The 23,558-nt window shown below is 73.4% G+C and carries 16 protein-coding genes and 1 pseudogene; 2 read left to right on the top strand and 15 right to left on the bottom strand.

The window, feature by feature from the left end:
- Nucleotides 1–4 precede the first annotated feature (4 nt).
- From ACQP0U_RS11830 to ald, 3 genes are all read right to left on the bottom strand, one after another.
- A complete protein-coding gene (locus ACQP0U_RS11830; RefSeq protein ID WP_124862901.1) occupies nt 5–928 on the bottom strand; it encodes a ParA family protein in 924 nt (307 codons plus the stop codon).
- 179 nt (nt 929–1,107) lie between these two features.
- Complete coding sequence (locus ACQP0U_RS11825) at nt 1,108–2,073, bottom strand: site-specific tyrosine recombinase XerD (RefSeq protein WP_433318327.1); 966 nt, start codon at nt 2,071–2,073, stop codon at nt 1,108–1,110.
- 38 nt (nt 2,074–2,111) lie between these two features.
- Entirely contained in the window at nt 2,112–3,227 is a 1,116-nt protein-coding gene (ald, locus tag ACQP0U_RS11820) for an alanine dehydrogenase (protein ID WP_433318325.1), read from the bottom strand.
- A gap of 292 nt (nt 3,228–3,519) precedes the next feature.
- Between ald and ACQP0U_RS11815 the strand changes: the two genes are divergently transcribed.
- Entirely contained in the window at nt 3,520–3,795 is a 276-nt protein-coding gene (locus tag ACQP0U_RS11815) for a TM2 domain-containing protein (protein WP_433318323.1), read from the top strand.
- A gap of 83 nt (nt 3,796–3,878) precedes the next feature.
- Here ACQP0U_RS11815 and ACQP0U_RS11810 read toward each other — a convergent pair whose 3' ends face one another.
- The 9 genes and pseudogenes from ACQP0U_RS11810 to recN all read right to left on the bottom strand — a co-directional run bounded on the left by ACQP0U_RS11810 (nt 3,879) and on the right by recN (nt 16,631).
- Nucleotides 3,879–4,484 (bottom strand): NUDIX domain-containing protein, encoded by a 606-nt coding sequence (locus tag ACQP0U_RS11810; RefSeq protein ID WP_433318321.1) that lies wholly within the window; start codon nt 4,482–4,484, stop codon nt 3,879–3,881.
- Complete coding sequence (locus ACQP0U_RS11805; RefSeq protein ID WP_433318319.1) at nt 4,481–6,232, bottom strand: CTP synthase; 1,752 nt, start codon at nt 6,230–6,232, stop codon at nt 4,481–4,483. Before ACQP0U_RS11805 ends, ACQP0U_RS11810 begins: the two co-directional genes overlap by 4 nt.
- 308 nt (nt 6,233–6,540) lie before the next feature.
- Nucleotides 6,541–8,805, bottom strand: a pseudogene (locus ACQP0U_RS11800) (hypothetical protein); the annotation flags it as partial.
- On the bottom strand, nt 8,805–9,974 hold the full coding sequence (locus ACQP0U_RS11795) for a glycosyltransferase family 4 protein (RefSeq protein ID WP_433318317.1): 1,170 nt from the start codon (nt 9,972–9,974) through the stop codon (nt 8,805–8,807). The gene ACQP0U_RS11795 and the pseudogene ACQP0U_RS11800, both read right to left, overlap by 1 nt.
- Nucleotides 9,971–11,656 carry a murein biosynthesis integral membrane protein MurJ gene (gene murJ / locus ACQP0U_RS11790; RefSeq protein WP_433318316.1) on the bottom strand — a complete coding sequence of 562 codons (1,686 nt, stop codon included), beginning with the start codon at nt 11,654–11,656 and terminating at the stop codon, nt 9,971–9,973. Before murJ ends, ACQP0U_RS11795 begins: the two co-directional genes overlap by 4 nt.
- A gap of 1 nt (nt 11,657) precedes the next feature.
- Nucleotides 11,658–12,524, bottom strand: coding sequence for a hypothetical protein (locus ACQP0U_RS11785; protein WP_433318314.1), 867 nt, complete (start codon nt 12,522–12,524; stop codon nt 11,658–11,660).
- 82 nt (nt 12,525–12,606) lie between these two features.
- Entirely contained in the window at nt 12,607–13,548 is a 942-nt protein-coding gene (locus ACQP0U_RS11780) for a copper transporter (protein ID WP_433318313.1), read from the bottom strand.
- 27 nt (nt 13,549–13,575) lie between these two features.
- Nucleotides 13,576–14,754, bottom strand: a complete 1,179-nt coding sequence (gene steA, locus ACQP0U_RS11775; RefSeq protein WP_433318311.1) for a putative cytokinetic ring protein SteA — start codon at nt 14,752–14,754, stop codon at nt 13,576–13,578.
- A gap of 119 nt (nt 14,755–14,873) precedes the next feature.
- Entirely contained in the window at nt 14,874–16,631 is a 1,758-nt protein-coding gene (recN, locus tag ACQP0U_RS11770; protein ID WP_433320780.1) for a DNA repair protein RecN, read from the bottom strand.
- A gap of 89 nt (nt 16,632–16,720) precedes the next feature.
- On the opposite strand from recN, the gene ACQP0U_RS11765 reads away from it, so the two are divergent.
- Complete coding sequence (locus tag ACQP0U_RS11765) at nt 16,721–17,740, top strand: helix-turn-helix domain-containing protein (RefSeq protein WP_433318309.1); 1,020 nt, start codon at nt 16,721–16,723, stop codon at nt 17,738–17,740.
- 81 nt (nt 17,741–17,821) lie between these two features.
- On the opposite strand, the gene ACQP0U_RS11760 is transcribed toward ACQP0U_RS11765, so the two are convergent.
- The 3 genes from ACQP0U_RS11760 to ACQP0U_RS11750 form a co-directional block, all read right to left on the bottom strand.
- On the bottom strand, nt 17,822–21,541 hold the full coding sequence (locus ACQP0U_RS11760; protein ID WP_433318307.1) for a S8 family serine peptidase: 3,720 nt from the start codon (nt 21,539–21,541) through the stop codon (nt 17,822–17,824).
- Nucleotides 21,542–21,699: 158 nt separating this feature from the next.
- On the bottom strand, nt 21,700–22,584 hold the full coding sequence (locus ACQP0U_RS11755) for an NAD kinase (protein ID WP_091407282.1): 885 nt from the start codon (nt 22,582–22,584) through the stop codon (nt 21,700–21,702).
- A 103-nt stretch (nt 22,585–22,687) separates the two neighbouring features.
- Nucleotides 22,688–23,548 (bottom strand): TlyA family RNA methyltransferase, encoded by an 861-nt coding sequence (locus ACQP0U_RS11750; RefSeq protein ID WP_433318305.1) that lies wholly within the window; start codon nt 23,546–23,548, stop codon nt 22,688–22,690.
- Nucleotides 23,549–23,558: the final 10 nt, after the last annotated feature.

The raw sequence follows: 23,558 nt of genomic DNA, 5'->3' as shown, positions 1-23,558 counted from the left end.
CCGGCTACCGCTCCGACTGGGCGGCGATCACCTCGCGGGCCAGCTGACGGTAGTTCCGTGCCCCGGAGGAGGCCGGGTCCATCGTCGTGATGGGGGCACCGGCCACGGTGGACTCGGGGAACTTCACCGTCTTGGTGATGACCGTCTGGTAGACCTTGTCGCCGAACGCCTCCACCACCCGCTGCAGGACCTGGCGGCAGTGCGTGGTGCGGCTGTCGTACATGGTGGCGAGGATGCCTTCGAGCTCCAGGTCGAAGTTGAGCCGCTCGCGCACCTTGTCGATGGTGTCCAGCAGCAGTGCCACACCGCGCAGGCTGAAGAACTCGCACTCCAGCGGGATGAGCACACCGTGCGCGACGGTCAGCGCGTTGATCGCCAGCAGGCCGAGCGACGGCTGGCAGTCGATCAGGATGTAGTCGTACTCCTTGCGGACCGTGCGCAGCACCCGGGCCAGGGCCATCTCCCGGGCGACCTCGTTGACGAGCTGGATCTCGGCGGCGGAGAGGTCGATGTTGGCCGGCAGCAGGTGCAGGCCCGCCACGTCGGTCTTGATGAGGACGTCCTCGGCGATCACGTCGTCCTGCATGAGCAGGTTGTAGACGGACAGGTCGAGGTTGTGCGGGTTGACGCCCAGCCCCACCGAGAGGGCGCCCTGCGGGTCGAAGTCGACGAGCAGCACCTTGCGGCCGTATTCGGCGAGGGCGGCACCCAGATTGATGGTGGTGGTGGTCTTGCCGACGCCACCCTTCTGGTTGGCCATCGCGATGATGCGCGCGGGGCCGTGCCGGTCGGTGGGCATCGGTTCGGGAATGGGCTTACGCATCGTGTAGGCAGCCGGGTCCGCAGGACCCAGGTCCGCGCCGAGCGTGGCCTGCTGCTCGCGGAGCTCCGACGTCCAGGTCTCGGCACGGTCACCGTTGCCAGCCATGTGCTCGTTGCCCCCTCCCGACGACCCACCCGGCGTCGGAGCCGTCCGACGTCCTTCGCGGCGCCGCTGCGCACCCCGGTCGTGTCGCTCCAGGAGGTCCGCGCCGATGCCGACTGTACGCCACCGACCAGCAGGGGGTTCGGCACCGGCCCGGCGTGTCGGCGCCGACCGCGACCGGTTCAGCCCTGGGCGCGTGGATGGGCGGTGGCGTACACCTCGCGCAGCCGCTCCACGGTGACCAACGTGTAGACCTGGGTGGTGGTCACCGAGGCGTGGCCGAGCAGTTCCTGGACCACCCGGACGTCGGCGCCGCCGTCGAGCAGGTGGGTGGCGTACGAGTGGCGCAGGGTGTGCGGGGAGACCGCGGCGGGCCCGTCGACGGGCAGCCCGGCCCGGTCGGCGGCGCGGCGCAGGATGCCCCAGGCGCCCTGGCGGGACAGCGCGCCGCCGCGGGCGTTGAGGAACACCGCCGGGGTGCCCCGGCCGGTGGCGGCGAGCCCGGGTCGGGCCCGGACCAGGTAGGCGCGGACCGCGTCGACGGCGTACCCACCGATGGGTACCAGCCGCACCCGGCCGCCCTTGCCGCGCAGCAGCACCGTGCCCTCGTCGGTGTCGAGGTCGTCCACTGCGGCGCCTACCGCTTCGGAGATGCGCGCGCCGGTGCCGTACAGGAACTCCAGCAGCGCCCGGTCGCGCAGCGCGAGGGGGGCGTCGTCGCCGGTCGCGGTGATCGGGCCGGCGGTTTCCAGCAGCCGGACCACGTCGTCGACCGGAAGCGCCCGGGGCAGCCGCCGGGGCGGCGTGGGTGGGCGGACGTCGCGGCTCGGGTCGGCGCCGGCCAGGCCCTCGCGCAGCGCGAAGCGGTGCAGGCCGCGTACCGCGCTGGCGGCGCGGGCGGAGGAGGAGACCGCAAGCGGCGGGTGCGCGTCGTCGCCGGCGCGCAGCCGCGCCAGGTGCGACTCGACGAGGCCGGCGCCGACCGACGCGAGGTCGGCGACGCCGGCATCGGCCAGGGTCGCGAGATAGCGGTCCAGATCCCGGCGGTACGAGGCGAGCGTGTTCGCGGAGAGGCCACGTTCGACGGTCAGGTGGTCGAGGTAGCCGCGAACGGCACGGCGCAGCGCCGGCGTGGGCGCGGTGCCCACGCCGGCGGAGTCCGTACCGCCGGTCAGCCCGCCACCGTTCAGGCCAGCGCGTCGGCCAGCGGGAGCACGTCCATGCCGTGCGCCTCGGCGACCGGGCCGTAGGTGATCTGACCGGCGTGGGTGTTGAGGCCCAGGGCCAGCGCCGGGTCGTTGCGCAGCGCCTCGCGCCAGCCCTGGTTCGCCAGCTCCAGGGCGTACGGCAGGGTGACGTTGGTCAGCGCGTACGTGCTGGTGTTCGGCACCGCGCCGGGCATGTTCGCCACGCAGTAGAAGATCGACTCGTGGACCTTGTAGACCGGGTCGGCGTGCGTGGTGGGGCGGGAGTCCTCGAAGCAGCCGCCCTGGTCGATGGCGATGTCGACGAGCACGCTGCCCGGCTTCATCCGGGAGACCAGCTCGTTGGAGATCAGCGTCGGGGCCTTCGCGCCGGGCACCAGCACCGCGCCGATGACCAGGTCGGCGTCGAGCACGGCCCGCTCGACCTCGTACGCGTTGGAGGCGACGGTCTGCAGGTGGCCCCGGTAGATCGCGTCGGCCTGCCGCAGCCGTGCGACGTTCTTGTCCAGCAGCAGCACCTCGGACTGCAGACCCAGCGCGATCGCGGCGGCGTTCATGCCGGAGACGCCGGCGCCGATGACCACGGTCTTGGCCGCGTACACGCCGGAGACGCCGCCGGGCAGCACACCGCGCCCACCGCCGGTACGCATCATGTAGAAGGCGCCCACCTGCGGGGCGAGGCGGCCGGCCACCTCGGACATCGGGGCGAGCAGCGGCAGCGACCGGTCGGGCAGCTCGACGGTCTCGTACGCGATGCCGGTGACCCCGCGGTCGATCAGCGCGTCGGTGCACTCCTTGGAGGCGGCCAGGTGCAGGTAGGTGAAGAGCACCTGCCCCTCGCGCATCCGGTGGTACTCCTCGGCGATCGGCTCCTTGACCTTGAGCACCAGCTCGGCGGTCGCCCACACCTCGTCGGCGGTGGCGAGGATCTTCGCGCCGGCGGCGGCGAACTCCTCGTCGGTGATGCTGGAGCCAACCCCGGCGCCGGACTCGACGAAGACCTGGTGGCCGCTGCGGGTGAACTCGTTGACGCCCGCTGGCGTGATCGCCACGCGGTACTCGTGGTTCTTGACCTCGCGTGGGATTCCGACCTTCACGATGCAGACACCTCTCTTCGGGGCTGCTCTCCCCCGACTGCTCGGTGCCGCGACGGCCCCTTTGCCACCGCGGTACACCGGTCCCGCGGCGGCAGTCTAGGCGCGCCCGGCGCCGCCGCGAGCCAGCACAGTGGCATCCGCTGCCCGGGTGTCCTGACGATGTGTCAGGGCCCCGCCAGGATTCAGCGGTCGAGCGTCACCTCAGCCGACAGGACAGTGTTTCACCATTATCGTCCCATCTGCCGGGCGGCGGTGCGGACAGCCGGCGAGTGGATCACTAAGGTGTCCGCCCATGACCACTCCTCCTTACCAGCCCGGGTACCCCCAGCCGGGGTACCCCCAGGGCGTCTCCGACAAGAGCAAGATCGTCGCGGGCATCCTCGGCATCCTGCTCGGCACCTTCGGTGCTGGTCGGTTCTACACCGGACACACCAAGATCGCCGTTCTCCAGCTCGTCGTGAGCCTGGTGACCTGCGGCCTCGGCGCCCTCTGGGGCGTCATCGACGGCATCCTCATCCTGGTCAACGGCGGCACGGACGCGCAGGGCCGTCCGCTGCGCGACTCCTAGACCAGACAGCGAAAGGGGCCCCGCGGCTGACCGCGGGGCCCCTTTGGCGCGTACTCCCTCGCCGGCTGGACCGGCGGCGACGCTCAGCGCGGCAGCGGCGCGTCCGCCCGGCGCAGAGACGTGAAGCCGGCGTCCCGGGCGCGGGCCGCGGCCAGCAGCCCGGCCACCGCGGCCGCGTTGGTGATCTCACCGGCCAGGACCATGGCGACCGCCTCGTCCAGGTCGATCCGGACAACCTGGAGGTCGGCCTCCTCGTCGTGGCGCTCGTGCCGCTCGTCGGCCGGCACGTCGGCGAGGTCCCGGGCCAGGAACACCCGGACGATCTCGTTGGTGAACCCCGGCGAGCTGTGCAGGTCGACAAGCACGTCGACCCGCCCGGCGGTGAGGTCAGCCTCCTCGGCCAGCTCCCGCAGCGCCGCCACCGGCAACTCCTCGCCGGAGACGTCCATCAGACCGGCCGGCAGCTCCCACAGGTGCCGCCCGACCGGGTGCCGGTACTGCCGGATCAACACCACCTGGCCGGCGTCGTCGAGCGCCACCACGGCCACCGCCCCGACGTGCCGGACGAGGTCACGCAGCCCGGTCCCACCGCCCGGCATGGTCACCTCCTCGGTGACCACGTCGAAGATCCGCCCCCGGTACCGCTCCTCCCGGGAACGCACCTCATACCGGTGCTCCAACTCGCTCACGAGGCTGATGACGCCTTCGTCGCGGCGCCGTTGCGGGCGGCCTTGCGGGTCGTCGGGGCCTCCGCCGCCGCGTCCAGGTCGACAGGCAACTGGTCGGCCTGCGAGTACGCCACCGCGGCCTTGACGAACGAGGCGAACAGCGGGTGCGGGCGGGTCGGCCGGCTCTTCAGCTCGGGGTGCGCCTGGGTGGCCACGAAGAACGGGTGCAGGCTGCGGTCCAGTTCGATGAACTCGACAAGCCGGCCGTCCGGCGAGGTGCCGGAGATGTGCAGGCCCGCCTTGGTCAACGCGTCCCGGTAGGCGTTGTTCACCTCGTACCGGTGGCGGTGCCGCTCGCTGATCTCGGTGCTGCCGTACGCCTCGGCGACGATCGAGCCCTCGGTCAGCGTCGCCGGGTACGCGCCCAGTCGCATGGTGCCGCCCAGGTCTCCCCGGCCGGCGACGATGTCCTCCTGGTCGGCCATCGTGGCGATGACCGGGTGGATCGCCTGCTCGTCGAACTCCAACGAGTTGGCGCCGTCCAGGTCGGCCAGGTGCCGGGCCACCTCGATGGTCATGCACTGCAGGCCGAGGCAGAGGCCGAGCAGCGGGATGCCGGCCTCGCGGGCGTACCGGGCGGTGCCGATCTTGCCCTCGATGCCGCGTACGCCGAAGCCGCCGGGGATGAGGATGCCGTCCACGCCGGCCAACGCCGCTGCCGCACCGGCGGGGGTGACGCACTCGTCGCTGGGCACCCACTTGAGCTGCACCCGGGCCCGGTGGCCGAAGCCCGCCGCCCGGATCGCCTCACTGACCGACAGGTACGCGTCGGGCAGGTCGACGTACTTGCCGACCACCGCGACGGTGACCGTGTGCCGGGGCCGGTGCACCCGCTCCAGCAGGTCGTCCCAGCTGGCCCAGTCCACGTCCCGGAAGGAGAGGCCGAGCCGGCGCACCACGTACGCGTCGAGCCCCTCCCGGTGCAGCACCTTCGGGATGTCGTAGATGCTCGGGGCGTCCGGGGCGGCGACGACCGCCTCGGCGTCCACGTCGCAGTAGAGCGACAGCTTCTCCTTGAGCTTCACCGGGATCTCCCGGTCACAGCGCAGCACGATCGCGTCCGGCTGGATACCGATGTTGCGCAGCTGCGCCACCGAGTGCTGGGTCGGCTTGGTCTTCAGCTCACCCGAGGGCGCCAGGTACGGCACCAGCGAGACGTGCAGGTAGAAGCAGTTGTCACGGCCCAGGTCGTGGCGGACCTGGCGGATCGCCTCCAGGAACGGCAGCGACTCGATGTCGCCGACCGTGCCACCGACCTCGGTGATCACCACGTCGGGGAGCTGGCCGTCCTCGTCCGGGTCGGCCATCGCCAGGATCCTGGACTTGATCTCGTTGGTGATGTGCGGGATGACCTGGACGGTGTCGCCCAGGTACTCGCCGCGCCGCTCCTTGGCGATCACGTCGGAGTAGATCTGGCCGGTGGTCACGTTCGCCTTGCCGGACAGCGCCCGGTCGAGGAACCGCTCGTAGTGCCCGACGTCGAGGTCGGTCTCGGCGCCGTCCTCGGTGACGAAGACCTCACCGTGCTGGAACGGGTTCATCGTCCCCGGGTCGACGTTCAGGTAGGGGTCGAGCTTCTGCATCACCACGCGCAGCCCGCGCGCGGTCAGCAGGTTGCCGAGGCTGGAGGCGGTGAGGCCCTTACCCAGCGAGGAGGCGACGCCCCCGGTGACGAAAATGTGCCTGGTCGTCCGTGCTGATGGGGCCAAGGCCTGCTCCCGTGTCGTCTGTCGCGGTCATGCAGACCGCCGTGCTTGATCAGCAAAGTGATCACGCGATCCACGGGATTCGACGGTAACACCTCCCGGGCGGGTACCCGCAGGCCGCACCCCGGCTGCGACACCTCCGGGCCATCCGGACGAGGCCCGGCGCTCAGGACGCGGCAACCTCCGTCGATGACCGGGACACCTGCCGGGGCGGTACCGGCACCGTCGGAGCGGCGTCCGGCGCCGACCCGCTCGCGGTCGGCTCGGCCGGTTCGTCGGCGTCCCCACGGCGGTCACCCGGAGCGTCCGACGCCCGTTGCGTGACCTTCGCCGGTGCGCTCGCGGGCGGGCCGCTGATCGGACGGGGATGCACCGCGCCCAGGGCCCACCGCCGCCGGTCGGGCCGTCACCCCCACCAGCCGGGCCGACCCCGCCGGGCCCCGAGTCGTCGTCGGCCCCGTTGGCGCGGGAACGGCCCGCTGCCGGGCGGGTCCGGTCCGCGGCATGCCCGAGCACCCTCAGCGACGCCAGGGCGGCCATCGGCACCACCAGGGCGGCGGCAGCGCCCATCACGTCCAGGGCCGCGCCGTCGAGCACACCGCCGAGCACCGCGGCGACCACCGTGCCGGCCAACGCGGCCCGGACCGCCGGGTAGATGCCGAACAGCCGCATCAGCCCACCCCACGGCTGCAACAGGGCGAACCACACGAGCAACCCGCCGGCCAGCGCCAGCACCGTCAGCGGGCTGTTGACCAACGTCTCGAAATTCTCCGTGCTGGACCGGTGCACGGCGAACCCGCCGGTGCCGTCGCCGAGCGCGGAGAGGAACCGGCCGAGGCTGCCCCGCTCCGCCGGAGAACGCCGCAGGTCCACCACGGCGAACCCGATACCGACCGCCAGCGCGGCCATCGTGGCCCAGGCCAGCCGGCTGATCGTCAACCAGCCGCCGGCGCTGATCACGGCGGCGACGCTCACCCCGGCGGTGAGCGCGATCGCGCCGACCGGGTCGGCACCCAGATACGGGCTGCCGACCACCACCACGGCGAGGCCACCCACCGCCACCATCACCGCCGGACGCCAGCCCCGGTGCACCCGCTGGGCGAACCAACCGCCGGTGACCAGCGCGCCGGCGAGGAAAACTCCCAGGCCCACAGTGCTCAGCCCGGCGTACCGGCCGCCCTGCAACGCGGAGTAGCCGACCACGCTGTTGAGCTGCAGGCGGGCCCCGGTGAGCACGTCCAGCCCGACCACGAGCGTGGCGAGGCCGGCCACCGCGCCGACCGGTCCGAGGGTGCCCGCGTACCCGGGCGCGAACCGCACCGCCGCGGTGCCGGCGGCCACCAGCAGCCCGGTCACCCCGGCGAAGATCCACCCGGGGTTCTCGCCACGCCACCAGGGCACCGCGTCGGCCAGCAGCGCCGCCGGCACCGTCAACGCCGCGGCGACCAGCAGCAGCTCCACCACCGCCACGATCCGCTTGGAGACGGGCGTCGGGCCGGTCGGGCCGGCGTGCGGACGGGCCCGGCGCAGCAGCGGCAGGATCGCGAGCGCCAGCAGCACCTGCACACCGGCGAGCAGCGCGAAGAACCCACCCGAGACGGAGCGCTGCGCAGCCGCCTCCCGGTCGGCGTTCGCCGGGGCGTTGATGGCCTCGGTCAGGTCGGTCGGCCGGCCGCCGGTGCTGATCGCCGGCCGGCCGAGGAAGAGCCGCTCCGGCATCGGCCGGCCCAACGCGGCGAGGGCGGTCGGCGCGAGGTCGACAAGTTGCAGGTACCCGTCGCGGCCGGTGCTGGCCGAGGTGAGCCACCCCGCTCCCAGCCCGGCCCGTCGGCGACCGCCACGTGCAGCCGCGACGGCTGGGTGGTGTCGGAGATCCCCGCCACCAGCACCAACGACCGCGGGGTCGCGCCGCCAGCACCCGGGCCAGCTCGGCGTCCGCTGCGCGGGCCTCCGCGGCGCGGGTCGCCGGGTCGGCCCCCTCGACCGTGCCGAGGTCGACGATGCTCAGCACACGAGCCGAGCAGCGGCCGCGGGTCGGCCGGCAGCCCCGAGGCGTACCTGTCGACGCGGCCGAACGGTCGGGCGGCGGCCACCGCCGCGCCCGGGCCCACCGCGACGGAGCACCGCACCGACTCGGACAACGAGCCGGGCAGGGCACCCCAGGGCAGCCGCTGCTGGTTGTACTGGACCACGCCTTCCTGGTCGGGCAGGTTCGCGCCGATGCCGTCCGGCTGCTCCACAGTCACCGCTGCCGACGGGCAACCATCGACCGACCGGCTGCCGTTCCACGCGGCGAAGCTGCCCGCACCGAGGGTCAACCAGCCGTCCACCGGGCAGGTGGGCCGGTGCGCGGAACGCACCGACAGTGAGCCGATCGACCCGTCCTGGGCCATCCGCCACAGCGTCGGGGTGCTCCGCGGGTCCACGTCCTCCCAGCGCAGCCCGGCGATCCCGGCGAGCACCACGAAATCGGCGGTGCGTTGCGGGGTGCCCTGGGGTGGGCGGGCGGCGAGCGCGGTGACGCCGAGCGCCACCACGAGCACTGTCAACAGGGCGGGCGCGATTCGGCGCAGCATCACCGGTGTCCCGTTCTCGGGGCGTCGGAGTCCGGGGCGGCCGCCGGACCGCCGGGATCCCCGGCCAGCTCGGCGTAGAGGGCGACAAGCGTGGCGACGGTGTCCTCCTCGGTCGGCCACGTCGCCGCCCGTTCGGCACCACGCCGACCCAACTCGGCCCGCGCCGCCGGGTCGTCGAGCAACGCGCGGACGGCCGCGTCGACAGCGTCCACGTCGCCGGCGGGAACCAGCGTGGCGGCGTCGCCGACCAGGTCCGGGAGCCCGCCGACCGCGGTGGCCACCAGCGGCACGCCGGCGCGCAGCGCTTCCTGGGCGAAGAGCTGCCGCGCCTCCCAGTCGCTGGTCACCACCGCCAGGTCGGCGCCGGCGAGCAGGTCGGCCACGTCGGTGCGGTGCCCCAGCAGGGTCACCGGCGCGCGGGCGGCGGAGGTCCGTGCGGCGAGCGGCAGATACGCCGGCCCGCTGCCCGCGATCACCACCACCGGCGGCGGGGTACGCGTACGCCAGCGGGCGGCCGCGTCGATCAGCACGTCGTAGCGCTTCTGGGGGTGCAACCGACCGACCGAGACGATCAACGGCTGGTCCGGGCGGACGCCGAACTCGGCGCGTACCGCCGCCGGGCGTCGACGCGGCGCGGGCAACGTCGGCGCGGCGACCGGGGCGAGCCGGGCGTCGGCGGCGCCCACCTCGGCGGCCCGTCGCACCAGGTCGTCGGAGGCGCCGAGCGCCACCCGGACGCCCCGGGCCACCACCCGCTCGACGAGCCGGGACACCCCGCCCCGCAGTCCCCCGGCGAGCACCGCGTTGTGCCAGGTGACGATCAGCGGGGCGGCCGGACGGGCCAGCACGGCCACCAACCCGGCCCGCAGGCCGTGCGCGTGCACCACGTCGACCCCTGCGGCGGCGAGCACCCGACGCAGGGCGAGCACCGCCCGCGCGTCGGCCGGAGTCGGGCTGGCCGGGATCTCCACCGGCGCGAACCGCGCACCGACACCTGTGAAGTCGAACTGCTCCTGAGTGGCGGCGGGCCCGCAGACCAGGACGCTGACGCCACCCGCGACGAGGCCACGAGCCACCGAACGGACGTGCTGACCGACGCCGCCGGTGCTGGACGCGAGCACCAACGCCACGGTGCCCGACCAGTCGGCAGGCAGAGCTGGCTCAGTCATCGCGTCGCCGTCTCCTTCCCGTCGCCCCGCTGCGCGGAGCCCGCGCCCGGTGTCGGCGCACCGCCGGACGGCCCCCGCCGGCCCAGACGCCGCAGCACCCCGGCGAGCAGTGGCTGTACGTCCCGCCGGTCGACGAACCAGACCACGGCGAGGAACACAACCCCAACCAGAACCCCGGACAGCATGCCCTGACCGAGCGCCGCCGCCATCGTCGGGGTGCCGCCGTCCGACTGGTCGAGCCAACGGATGAGGAGCAAACCGGCAAGCCCGGCGAGCACACCGGCGAGGCCGCCGGCCGCCCCGGCCCGTGCCGCGCCCGCCAGGGCGGAACGCCCAGCGCTGCGCAGCACCGCCACGAGCAGCAGGGCGCCGAGCACCAGCATCCCCACCGAGTTCGCGGACGTCACCGCGAGCACCCGGTCGGCGGTGGGGAGCAGCACCGTCAACGGCAGCGCCACGGCCGGAACGACCAACCAGCCGAGGGTGATCGCCACCGTCGCCGAACGGGTGTCGCCGCGCGCGTAGAGCGCGCGGGACAGGACCGCGAACAAGCCGTAGCCGAGCAGACCCGGCGCGAAGCCGCTGATGGCCGCCGCGGTGGACGCCGGATTGTCCGGATAGAAGAGGGCGGCGATCGGCTGCGCGGTGCCGATCAACGCCGCGACGCCCAGGCAACTGAAGAGCAGCACGCCCCGCACCGCGCCGGAGAGGGTCCGCCGATAACCGTCCTCGTCACCGGCGGCGCTGGCGGTGGCCAGCGTGGGATAGGACGCCACCGCCAGCGGCACGGCGAGGACCGCCCACGGCAGCAGGTAGATCGCCTGGGCCAGGTTGAACACCTGGGGTGAGCCGGTGGGGCCGCCGGAGACCCGGTTCAGGACCACCAGGAGCGCGACCTGCTGTGCCGCCACCGTCACCGCGCCGGCCGTGGCGAGCCCGCCGATCCGGGCCCGCGCGTCAGGGGTGAAGGCGTACCCGAACCGGGGCCGTACCCGCAGCCGCCGCAGCGGGATCAGCAGCGAGAGCGACAGCACGACCACGCCCACTGTGGTGCCGCCGGAGAGGAGCAGTTCGCCGCTGCGGCCGACCTGGGCCACTGACACGCCCCGACCCTGAGCGGCCCCGAAGGCCACGTAGACGACGACAACGGTGAGGCTGGACAGCAGCGGCGCGATGACCGGCCAGGCGAAGCGTCGGTGTGCCTGCAGGACGCCGGTGAGCACGATGCCGATCCCGTAGAGCGGCAACTGCGGGGCGAACACGCGCAGCATCCGCGCGCCGGCGGCGAGTTCCGACGCCGATCGTCCCTCGCTGATCAGCGAGATGATCGGGTCGGCGAACAGGACGACGAGCACGGCGAGCGGAACCAGCAGGCTCACCGTCCAGGTGAGCAGGGCGCCGGTGGTCGCCGCCACCGCCCGCCGGTCCTCCGCCGCGACCGCCCCGGCCAGCAACGGCACGACCAGGCTGGCCAACGCCCCGCCCGCGACGATCTCGAAGACGATGTTCGGCACCGTGTTGGCGATGACGTACATGCCGCCGAGGTCGCTCTGCTCGACCACCCAGGTGAACACGGCGGTGCGACCGAAGCCGGCGAGTCGGCTGGCCACGGTGAGGACGGCGATGAGCGCGGCTGCCCCGGCCAGCCGGCCGGCGCCGGCGAGGGGTGCCGGTCTGGTCACGTCAGTCGGCGCGTCGGCCCAGTGCGTCGAGTTCCCGCAGCCCCGGAGTCCGCTGGATCACCGCAGTGAAGCTGACCTTCTCGCTGGCGGCGGTGAGCCCGGCGAGGACGGCGAGCAGACCGGCCCGGCCGAGCGGGCCGGTACGGGCGGCAAGAGCGACGCCGAGCACCGCCCCGAGCGCGTTCGCGCCACTGTCACCGAGCATCACGTCCTCGGCCAGGTCCTCGCGGAGCAGACCGGCGGCGGCACCGGCCGCACCCGCGGCGATACCACCCTGCGGGCCACCGGTCAGCGGCACGGCGAGCAGCAGCCCGGACTTGATCGCCCGACCCGGCCGGAGGTCGAGCAGGTTCAGCAGGTTGGCCGTGCCGGCGATCACACCGGCGCCGAGCAGCACGTCGACACCCCTGCCGAACGCACGATGCCGCTGCCGGCGCGGGTGCGCGGCGACCCGGGGATCGGCGGCGAGCAGCGCGGCGGCACCCAGCCCGGCGGCACCCACCCCGACGACCTTGACCAGGCCCGCGGTGATCCGCCCTTCGCGCAGCGCGGCGAGGTGCCCGGCGAAGCCCTTGGCCGCCTTCTGCTCCGGCCGCGCGCCGACCACGTCGTCGTACAACCCGACGCCGCCCGCGCCGAGACCGGCGACCAGGGCGGCCCCACCGGCCGCACCGCCGGTGGCACCGAACGCGCCGGCGGCGGCCGCACCGGCGGCGAGCGCCGGCCCGGCGGCCAGGCTCACCGTGCGGCCACGGAAGTTGGTGCGGTCCAACGCGGGCCCGGCCGGCGAGGTACGCGCCTCCCGCAGCGCGTAACGGGCCGCCGCGGCACCAGCGCCGGCGATCAACAGCCGGCCCAGCGCGCTCACGCCGCCACCTCGCTGCGGTCCCTGAGGCGCTGTCGCTCACACGCCGCCTCGGCGATTACGGACACGGGGGTACGTCGTTCGCTCACTGGGGCAGTTTAGGCAGCAGGGACGGAGCGTTGTCGCCGACGCCGTACTGCCCGGCCTTCTTCTCGGTGAGTTGCTGCACCAGGGCGAGGGTGGTGACCACCTGACCCTGCACGGTGTTGGCGTTGTCGACCGTGGAGATGGTCTGGGCGAGCACCGGGTCGCCGCGCACCACGCCGACCAGGTTGCCCCCGACCGAACCGTTGCCGGCCACCACGATCGACCCGGTGCGGTCGAACTGCTCGGCGATGTTGACGACCGACTCGTCCCGCTTGTCGGAGTCCTTGTCGACGTACGGCTGGCCGCTGACCACGACGACCGCCTCCGCCGACGCGGTGACCTTGTTGCTGTCGGTGGTCAGGTAACCGGCGTTGTTGTAGGCGGCGAGCACCGCCCGCCGGTCCGCGTCGCTGACCGGCACGACGCCCTGGGCCCGGTCCAACAGGACGCTGGCCAGCAACGCGCTGGAGGTCTCCACGCCGTGCCCGTTGCCCGGCAGGCCGGTGGTCTGCGCGGTCGGCCGGGCCGCGGTGACGGCCAACTCCAGCAGGTTGGAGTTGTTGTCCGGGTTGATGAACTTGTCCTGCAGGTCGACCTGACCGGTGATGCTCGCCCCGGCGAGCTGGAGCTTCTTGAGCACACCCTCGGTGTGGTCACGCCCGTTGGGCAGGCTGAGCACCACGACCCGACGCCCGGCGAGGGTGCCGGGCAGGACGACCTGGGAGATCTCCTCGGCGAACTCCTCCTCCAGCGCGAGTTGCTTCTCCATGTTGCTGACCGTCTGGCGCCAGTGCTGGTTGTCCTTGCGCAGCCCGGTGACCTGCCCCTCGAGCGAGTCGGCGACCGGACCGTTGAGGGCGGCTGTGCCGACCACCAGGCCGATCGCCAGAGCCAGGAAGACCGCGGTGAGGGACACCACGTGGTAGCGGAAGTTGATCACGCTTGCAGCCTCTTGATCGGTCGGGAACTAGAAGAGCCGGTACAGCTGGAACACGAAATTGTCCCACCACTCGGCGACCACGCCCAGGTACGCCTTCCCGACTGTCGACACAGCCACCGCGGACGCCATCGCCGCGATGGCCGACAGCACCAGCAGCAGCAGCGACGACCCGGAGATGCTCTGCCGGTAGAGCCGGCTCACCCCCTTGGCGTCGACAAGCTTGCCGCCGACCTTCAGCCGGGTCAGGAACGTCGAGGCCATCCCGCCGCGGCCCTTGTCGAGGAACTCGACAAGGGTGGCGTGGGTGCCGACCGCGACCAGCAGCGAGGCGCCCTTCTCGTCGGCGAGCAGCATGGCCAGGTCCTCGCTGGTCGCCGCGGCCGGGAAGGTGATCGCCGGCACGCCGAGGCCGTTGACCCGGGGCAGGCCGGGCGCACGCCCGTCCGGGTACGCGTGCACGATCACCTCGGCGCCGCAGCGCAGCACGTCGTCGGTGACCGAATCCATGTCCCCGATGATCATGTCGGGGGTGTAGCCCGCCTCGACCAGCGCGTCCGCGCCGCCGTCGACGCCGATCAGCACCGGCTTGAACTCCCGGATGTACGGGCGCAGCACGTCCAGGTCGGCCTTGTAGTCGTAGCCGCGCACCACGATCAGGCAGTGCCGCCCCTGGATCTGGGTCTCGATGTCCGGCACACCGACACCGTCGAGCAGCAGGTCGCGTTCCTGGCGCAGGTAGTCCATCGTGTTGGCGGCGAACGCCTCCAACTGCACCGACAGACCCTCCCGGGCGTCCGCCATCGCCTTGCCGACCGTCTCGGCGTCCTGCAGGCTGCCGTGGGCCACCGGCTCGTCACCGGCGAAGACCGTGTTGCCCTCGATGCGCACCTGGTCGCCCTCACGGATGCGCTCGAAGACGCCCTCCCCCAGGTCGTCGAGGAGCGGAATGCCGGCGGCGATCAACACCTCCGGGCCGAGGTTCGGATAACGACCGGAGACCGAGGGCTTGGCGTTGAGCACCGCCGCGACCCCGACGGCGACGAGCGAGTCGGCCGCCACCCGGTCCAGGTCGACGTGGTCGATGACCGCGATGTCACCGGGGCGCAGCCGACCGACCAGGCGTTTCGTCCGGCGATCAAGGCGCGCGGTGCCGAGGACTCTGCCCGGTTCGGAGTTCCGGTTCCGGCGCAACGTGGGTAGACGCATCGTGACCATCCTGGCATGTGAGGCAGGCTTTTCTGTCGCGACATGCCTGAGCAGGGCCGCCTACCCAGGGAAGCACACGTCGGCACAAGCCGGTGTGCTTGCGCTCACAATACGCGGCGTCACAACCGCCTTTCCTTGGCGGCCACGGCCAGAAGCTCCTCGGCGTGAGCGATACCCAGATCTGAATCGGGCAAACCCGCCAGCATGCGCGCCAACTCCCGGGCCCGCTCGGTGTCCTCCACCACGCGCACCCCGCTGGTCGTCACCGCGCCGCCGGTGTCCTTCGCCACCACCAGGTGCCGGTCGGCGAACGCGGCCACCTGCGGCAGGTGCGTGACGACAAGCACCTGGTGGCTGCGGGCCAACCGGGCCAACCGCCGGCCGATCTCCACCGCCGCCTGCCCGCCGACCCCCGCGTCGACCTCGTCGAACACCAACGTGGGCGGACCGCCCGAGCCGGCGAACACGACCTCGATGGCGAGCATCACCCGCGACAGCTCACCGCCGGATGCGCCGCGCTGCAACGGCAGCGACGGCGCGCCCGGGTGGGCCAGCAACCGCAGCTCCACCTCGTCACCGCCGTCCGGGGTGACACCCACCTCGACGCCGTTGACCGCAAGCGTCGGCTCGGCACGCCCGGCTGGACGGGGCAGCACCGCCACCTCGATACGCGCGTGCGGCATGGCCAGACCGGCCAGCTCGACGGTGACCTGGTCGGCGAAGCGGACCGCCGCCTCCTGGCGGGAGGTGGACACCCGCCCGGCGAGGTCGGCCACCTCGACGGCGAGCCGCTGACCCTCCCGCTCCAACTCGTCGAGCAGGTCGTCGGACATGTCCAGGTCGGACAGTCGGGTGCGCGCCCGATCGGCCCAGGCGATCACCCCGTCGACGTCGTCGGCGTACTTGCGGGTCAACGCACGCAGCGCCGCCCGCCGCTCGTAGACGTGCTGCAACCGGGCCGGGTCCGCGTCCAGCGTCGCCAGGTACGCCGACAGCTCCGCTGACACGTCGGTGACGAGCGTCGCCGCCTCCTCCAGGCGGGCCGCCAGCTCACCGAGCGCCGGATCGGTGCCCGACTGCGCCTCCAGGGTCCGCCGGGCGGTGCCGAGCAGCGCCGCCGCGTCCGGGGTCTCGTCGGCGGCCTCCGCGCCACCGGCCACGCACTGCTGGGCGATCTGCGCGGCCGTCCGCAGCCCCTCGGCGTGCTCCAGCCGCTGCGCCTCGGTCTTCAGCTCGTCGTCCTCGCCGGGCTGCGGATCGACCCGGGTGATCTCGTCGAGGCCCAGCCGCAGCAGGTCGGCCTCCTGGTTGCGCTCGCGGGCGTTGCGCCGCCGGTCGGCCAGGTCGTCGACCACCCGACGCCACCCCACGTACGACTCGCGCAGCGCGTCGAGCAGCTTCTCGTGCGCGGGGCCGGCGAACCGGTCCAACGCGGCCCGCTGCTCGGCCGGGCGCAGCAGCCGCAGCTGGTCGGACTGGCCGTGCACGGCGACCGCCTGCTCGCCGACCTCACCGAGCATCGACACCGGCATGCTCCGGCCGCCGACGTGGGCGCGCGAGCGCCCCTCCACCGTCACCGTGCGGCTCAGCAGCACCGAGCCGTCCTCGTCGGGCTCGCCACCGGCCTCGGTGATCCGCGTGTGCACGGCGTCGGCGACCCGCCCGTGCAGTCGCAGCCGCCCCTCCACCACCGCCCGGCCGGGTTGGGCACGGACCCGCCCGGCGTCGGCCCGGCCGCCGAAGAGCAGGCCGAGGCCGGTGACCACCATCGTCTTGCCCGCACCGGTCTCGCCGGTGATGACGTTCATGCCGCCGGTCAACGGCAGCGTGGTGTCTTCGATGACGCCCAGCCCGGTGATGCGCAGCTCTTCCAGCACAGCCACCGACAGTAGACGCGAGGCCCGACAATTGACCAGCCGACGGGCCCGGGTATCGCCCGTACCCGGCCGACGTACAGTTCTGCCCCGTGTTGGACGTGATCGGCCTGACCTCGGCTGAGGAGGAGCTCTACCGCTGCCTGCTCCAGCTCACCACGGCCCGCATCGACGAGTTGGTCCGTCGCCTGCACCGACCCCGTGAGCAGGTCGTCGCCCAGGTCGAGGCGCTGCGCGCCAAGGGCCTCGTGCAGCCCACCGACAACGACCCGGACGCACCACTGCGCCCGACCGCCCCGGACGTCGCGCTCGGCGCGACGCTGCTGCGCCGCCAGGAGGACCTGGAGACGGCCCGTCGACTGGTCACCCAACTGGCCGAGGAGTACCGCTCCGGGCTGCGCCGACACCACGTCGAGCACCTGGTGGAGGTGATCACCGGTGCCCGGGTTCTCCGGGACCGTCTGCGCGACCTGCAGAACTCGGCGCGTACCGAGGTGCTCTGGTTCTGCCGGGCGAATCCCCTCGCCATGGCGGGCCCGGAGAATGTCGAGGAGTTCGACGCGCTGGCCCGTGGCGTCACCTACCGGGCCATCTACGAACGTGACCTGCTGCTGGAGCCGGGCGCGTTGGCCGACCTGGCCAAGGGGGTCGCCGCCGGTGAGCAGGCCCGTGTCCTGGACCGGCTGCCGGTCCGACTGGCCATCGTGGACGCCCGCACGGCCATCTGCCCGCTGGTGCCGGACCTCGACGGCGGCGAACCGAGCGCCGCCGTGATCGGCCGCAGTCAACTGCTCGACGCGCTGCTCGCCCTCTTCGAGAGCCACTGGCGGGTGGCCACCCGGCTGCGGCTCGACGATCCCCTCGCCGTCGCGGCGCCGGAGGGCCGACGGCCGGAGCCCGAGGAGCATCCGGGCGACAGTTACCAGCCCGACGCCGACGAGGCACGACTGTTGTCGCTGTTCGTGGCGGGCGTACCTGACAAGTCCATCGCCTCCCAGCTCGGCGTGAGCCGACGGACCGTACAACGGCGGATCGCCGACCTGATGGCCGCCGCCGGCGTGGACACCCGACCCGGGCTGGCGTTCCAGGTGGCCCGACGCGGCTGGCTCTGACGCCGAGAGGGTCCGCCGTCGACCGACGGCGGACCCTCAAACCGCAAGGGCGGGACGGCCAGGCCGCCCCGCCCTCCCCGATCAGCGCAACCCGTACGCCTGCAGCACCGTCTGATCGACGGAGTTCCCGGCCCGGTCGGTGGCGCGCACCCGCAGCGACACCGTTCCGCGCCCCGCCGGCACTGTCGCGGTGTACCGGGTGCCCGACCCGGTGGTCGGCGCGTTGCGCCAGGTGACGCCACCGTCGAAGGAGACCTGCACCCGGACGCTGGTGCCGGTCGGCGCGGGCACCCCGGCCGGCTGGCGCAGGGTCAACCCCAGCTGGTGCGGACGGTTGCCCCGTACCGTGCCGAGCAGGTCGGCCGGCACCCGGTAGTCCACCTGCAACAGCGACAACGGCCTGGCCTTGTCGCCCGCCGGCCGGGCCGAGGTGAACTCCCAGGCCGTGTCGGTGCGCGTACCGTAGCGCCACTCGGCCGAGGAGCGCTGGGTGGTCACGTCCAGGCGGTAACGGGCGGCCCCGGCGGTCGTGGGCACCGGAGCCCAGCCGTCGGAGAGGTCAGCGATCTGCTGCCCGTTACGGCTGACCCGTGCCGCGACGGTGTCCGACTCCTCGCTCTCGCCGGCCACGCTGTAGTGCCCCTGCGCGTCGACGAACTCGGGCACCCGCAGATCCAGGTTGTCACCGGTGCGGGTGGGCACCGGCGCCCCGCTGGCCGGCACGGCCGGGCGGATCACCGGCGCGTGCCAGGTCTCGCTCACCCGGTCGTCGGCGGCGTAGCGCCGGGGCTGCTCGGTCAGACCACCTGTCAACTGCCCCCACTGCATGAACATCTGCTTGTGCAGCACCCGGTGCTGCCACCAGGAGTCCCCGGCGCTGACGAACTCCTGCCGGGTGGTGCCGTTGCGGACCAGGCGCTGGTCGTCGTTCCAGGCGTACTCCTGCCACGGACGCCAACCGAACCGCTCCTCGGTGGCCCAGCCCGCACCCGTGTCGCCGTAGCTCGCGGTCACCTCGGCGGTGTTCCTCGGGGTCACCGTGTGTACGACACGCTCCGGCACCCGCCCCTTCGACACCTGCCACACGTCGTACAGGTAGGGGCTGTCCACTGTCAACGTCAGGTCCAGCGTCGCCCGGCCCTTGCGCGCCGCGGCGATCAGCCGCTGCCCGTCGTCGTAGGCCACCACCATCGACGGGATCGGCAGCCGGTCCCCGATCGGGCGCCAGACCGTCCAGGCGGAACGGTCCTCCGGCCGGACGATCAGCACGGCGGTGGCGCCGGCTGCCGCCGCGGCGGCCACCTGCTCCTCCTCCGAGCGGTCCGGGTCGGTGGCGAGCAGCGCGGCGGCGCCCCGCACCCGGGTCAACTCGGCGGCGGTTCCGGTGCCGGCCCAGACCAATGGCAGCTTCCGCCGACCGGCCGGCGCCGGCGACGTGCCCAGCAGGTTGATGTCCGACGGACCGGACACCCCGCTGACCGTCGCGTCCACCATGGGCGCGACGAGCTGCCAGCGCGAGGCGAACTCGAAGTCGCCCTGTCGCACCTGGCGGGTCGGCGTGACGTTGACCTGCTGGACGGTGCTGTAGGCCATCACACCGTGGTCGATCTGCCGGCCGTTGCCCAACACCCGGTGCACGTAGTAGCTGAGCGTGGCCCGCTGCTCGCTGGGCTTCGGCGTCTCGATCCGCACCGGCGTGGCCTTGCGCGCGTCGAGGACCACGGTCAGGTCCCGGTCGACGACCAGCTCCGGGTCGACAGCCTGGGTCAACTGCTCGTCCAGCGGCGCGCCATGCTCGACCATCGCGGTCAGCACGTACGTGCCCTCCTCGACCTGCAGGGTGCCCTCGCCCGGCCACCAGCCCCAGTAGTCCGACTCGGGCTGCTCCCCGAAGAGGGTCAACCCGGGCGAGAGGGTCAGCTGACCCTGCCGGTCCAGCACCTTCACGGTTACCTGGTGCAACGGACCGCTCAGGGTGAGCCCGACCGGGGTACGCACGGCGACGCCGTTCGCACCGGTCGCCACCAACCAGCCTCCGTGCGGGCCCCGGGCCAGCTTCGCCGGGTCGGCCCGCAACGGCACTGCCACGCTGCCGCCCGCCGGAACGGTCACCTCCGCGCCGACGGTGACCCCGTCGGCCTCGACGGCACCGGTGTCCAGGTTGCGGAACTCCAGGGCCAGCCGCAGGGTCTGCGCGGCGGTCGTGCCGTTGGTGTACGTCGCGCTCCGCTCGACCGCCGTCCCGCCCGTGGTGATCCGACCGAAGTCCACGGTGGCCGAGGCGTACACCCGCTGCCCCAGCGCCCGCGCCACGTCGACCCGACCGCCACCCTGCTCGAACACGGTCAGCGCCGGGTTCGCCTTCGTGGTGCTGACCAGGGCGTCCTTGAGCTTCGCAGCCGGCCAGTCGGGGTGTTCCTGGGCGAGGATCGCCGCCGCTCCGGCCACGTGCGGGGTGGCCATCGAGGTGCCGGACGCGGTCGTGTACGCGTCGTCCACCGGCGTACCCATTGTGGTGCCGGCGGCCCGCGCGGCGACGATGCCGACGCCCGGCGCGGTGATCTCCGGCTTGAGTCCGTTGTCGCCGACGCGCGGGCCCCGGCTGGAAAAGTCCGCGAGGTTGTCGTCGCGGTCCACCGCGCCGACGGTGAGCGCCGCCGTGGCCGCGCCCGGCGCGCCCACGGTACGCGCGGCGCCCGAGTTGCCGGCGGCGACCACGAACAGCGCGCCGGTCTCGGCGGTCAGGTCGTTCACGGCCTGGCTCATCGGGTCGGTGCCGTCGGTCGGGTCGCCACCGAGGCTCATGCTGACCACCTTCGCGCCGGAGTGGGCGGCCCACTCCATGCCCGCGATGATGGACGAGCTGTAGCCGGAGCCACCGTCGTCGAGCACCTTGCCGACCAGCAGCCGCGCGCCCGGGGCCACGCCCTTGCGCAGCCCGTCGGACGCCGCACCGCTGCCGGCGATGGTGGCGGCCACGTGGGTGCCGTGCCCGTGCCCATCGCGGGCGCTGCCGCTGCCGGAGAAGTCCTGCTGCTCGGCGATCCGACCGGCCAGGTCCGGGTGGGTGGCGTCGACGCCGGTGTCGAGCACCGCCACCTTCACGCCGGCACCGTCGCGCCCGGCCGCCCAGGCCGTCGGAGCGCCGATCTGCGGCACGGAGTGCTCCAGCGCCGGGCGGACCCGCCCGTCCAGCCAGATACGGGCGATGCCAGCACCCAGCCGGGGCGCGGCGGCAGCAGTGGTCCGGCTGGCCGGCGTACCGGCGAGCGTGGTCCACAGGTTGCCGAGGGCGCCCTTGCCGACCCGCAGCGCCGCGCCGTTGATGCTCTCCAGCGGCCGGGCGTCGGTGGCGCCGGCGAGCGGCCTGACCCGCCCGGCCGCCTGCTCCTGGTAGCGCACGATCAGTGGCAGCGCGCCCTGTGCGGCGTCGCCGTAGCCGTCGGCGGCCAACTCCTGCACGTCGAACAGGTTGGCGTCGAGGACCCCACTCGAGACGTAGGGCAGGGCGTCGCTGGGCAGCACCCGCAGCCGGCCGTCGACCTCCAGGGTCTGGAAGATGACCTTCTCGCGCCCGGGTCCCGGGCGGACGGTGGCGGCGACCCGGCCCGGCGCCGCGGGCGCGAGCTCGACCTGGTCGCCGGTGATCAGGGTGATGCGGACGGGTGCGGTGTGCGGGGCGGGCGTGCCCGACGTCGGGCCGGTGGGCCGGGCGGGCGGGTCAGCGGACGCCGGTGCGGCGACGCCGACCACCAACGCGCCGACCGCGCCGACGGCGAGCCAGCGTGGGGACCAGTGCATGCGATGGACTCCTCTACTCCTCCAGGCCCGCCATCCGTAGATGAGGGCCGATCGGAGTCTGCGACGGAGCCCGTCACCAGGTCACTAGTCGCCCGCCGCCGCAGCGGCGACATGTCGTCAGGTGGACAACCCACGTCCACCGACGGTATGCGCCACGGTCACCGGCGGCTGCCGCGCCAACCGTGCACGGGCAGACCGAACTTCGCCACCAGCCGGTCGGTGAACGGTCGGGGGCGCAGCCGCACGATGCGTACCGGCAGGGCGCCCCGGCGCACCGTCACCCGCGCGCCGGGTGGCAGGTCATAGACCCGCCGCCCGTCGCAGGAGAGCACCGCGAGGGTGGTGAACGGGTCGACGGTGATCACGAAGGTGGACGTCGGAGCCGTGACCAACGGGCGACTGAACAACGCGTGCGCGCTGATCGGCACCAACAGCAGCGCCTCCACCTCCGGCCAGACCACCGGGCCACCACCGGAGAACGCGTACGCGGTCGAGCCGGTGGGCGTGGCGCAGACGACACCGTCGCAGCCGTAGCGGGACAGCGGCCGGCCGTCCACGTCGACGAGCAGCTCAAGCATCTGAGCCCGCTCGCCCTTCTCGATGCTGATCTCGTTGAGCGCCCAGGACTCGATGGTCGGCCCACCGTCGAACTCGGCCGTGACGTCCAGGGTGAGCCGCTCGTCGACCGTGTAGTTGCGGCCGACGACGTCCCGGACCGCAGTGTCCAGGTCGTCGATCTCCGCCTCCGCCAGGAAGCCGACCTTGCCGAGGTTGATGCCGAGCAGTGGCGCCTTCGCGGGCCGGGCCAGCTCGGCGGCGCGCAGGAACGTGCCGTCCCCGCCGAGCGCGAAGACGATCTCGGCGCCCTCGGCGGCCTGCGGGCCGGCGACCGGCACCACACCGGGCAGGTCGAGGTCGTCGGCCTCGTCGGCGACCACCCGTACCTCGAAACCCGCGTCGATCAGGTCGGCGGCGACCGACCGGGCGTGCTCCGTGCTGCGTCGACGGCCGGTGTGGGTCACCAGCAGCGCGGTCCGGCTCATCGGGCCACCCGCCCACGCCGGCGGCGTCGCGCCACCGGCGCCGTCGCCTCGACACGACCGCGTGTCACCGCGCGGCCCGTTCCGGCGCCCTCGCTGCGCGCGTTCACCCTGCGACCTCCTCCGCCGCCACGTCCGGCAGGTCGCCGGTCGTCGTCGAGCCGTCCGGCCCGGCCGCCACCACGGCCCGCACCCGTTCCGGGTCGGCCGCTGGTGCGCCCCGGCGCAACCATACGAAGAACTCCACATTGCCGCTCGGCCCGGGCAGCGGGCTGGCCGCCACGTCGGCCAACCCGAGGCCGAGCCGCGCGGCCGACGCGGCCACGTCCAGCACCGCCTCGGCGCGCAACTCCGGATCGCGGACCACCCCGCCGGCGCCGACCCGGTCCTTGCCGACCTCGAACTGCGGCTTGACCATCAACGCCAGGTCACCGTCGTCGCGGGTGCAGCCGGCCAGCGCCGGCAGCACCAGCCGCAGCGAGATGAACGACAGGTCGGCCACCGTGAGGTCGACCTGGCCACCGATGGCGTCGGCATCGAGGGTACGGACATTTGTGCGCTCCAGAACGCGGACCCGCTCGTTCGTGCGCAGCGGCCAGGCGAGCTGCCCGTAGCCGACGTCCACGGCCACCACCTCGGCCGCGTCGGCGCGCAGCAGCACGTCGGTGAACCCACCTGTCGACGCTCCCGCGTCCAGGCACCGCCGCCCCGCGACGTGCAGCCCACCGGGGGCGAACGCGGCCAGCGCCCCGGCGAGCTTGTGACCGCCCCGGGAGACGTACTCCTCGGCCGGGTCCGCACCGGTCACCAGGAGCGGGTCGGCGGGGTCGACCATCGCGGCCGCCTTGCGGGCGACCACCCCCCGCAATTGGACCCGGCCGGCCTCCACCAACGCGGCGGCCTGCTCACGGGAGCGGGCCAGACCGCGGCGGACGAGTTCGGCGTCCAGCCGGTTACGACGTGCCATGGGTGGTTCT

Origin of the sequence: Micromonospora sp. CA-269861 (genome assembly GCF_050948505.1) — a bacterium.
Classification (GTDB): domain Bacteria; phylum Actinomycetota; class Actinomycetes; order Mycobacteriales; family Micromonosporaceae; genus Micromonospora.
The sequence above is the reverse complement of the archived record's forward strand: the minus strand, read 5'-3'. Positions and strand labels throughout refer to the sequence as shown.

Bases quoted from the DNA above. Each gene is read 5' to 3' on its own strand.
- ACQP0U_RS11760 (WP_433318307.1), bottom strand. From the start codon at position 21,541: ATGCACTGGTCCCCACGCTGGCTCGCCGTCGGCGCGGTCGGCGCGTTG.
- ACQP0U_RS11755 (WP_091407282.1), bottom strand. From the start codon at position 22,584: ATGAGCCGGACCGCGCTGCTGGTGACCCACACCGGCCGTCGACGCAGC.
- ACQP0U_RS11830 (WP_124862901.1), bottom strand. From the start codon at position 928: ATGGCTGGCAACGGTGACCGTGCCGAGACCTGGACGTCGGAGCTCCGC.
- ACQP0U_RS11750 (WP_433318305.1), bottom strand. From the start codon at position 23,548: ATGGCACGTCGTAACCGGCTGGACGCCGAACTCGTCCGCCGCGGTCTG.
- steA (WP_433318311.1), bottom strand. From the start codon at position 14,754: ATGCGTCTACCCACGTTGCGCCGGAACCGGAACTCCGAACCGGGCAGA.
- ACQP0U_RS11815 (WP_433318323.1), top strand. From the start codon at position 3,520: ATGACCACTCCTCCTTACCAGCCCGGGTACCCCCAGCCGGGGTACCCC.
- ACQP0U_RS11795 (WP_433318317.1), bottom strand. From the start codon at position 9,974: ATGACTGAGCCAGCTCTGCCTGCCGACTGGTCGGGCACCGTGGCGTTG.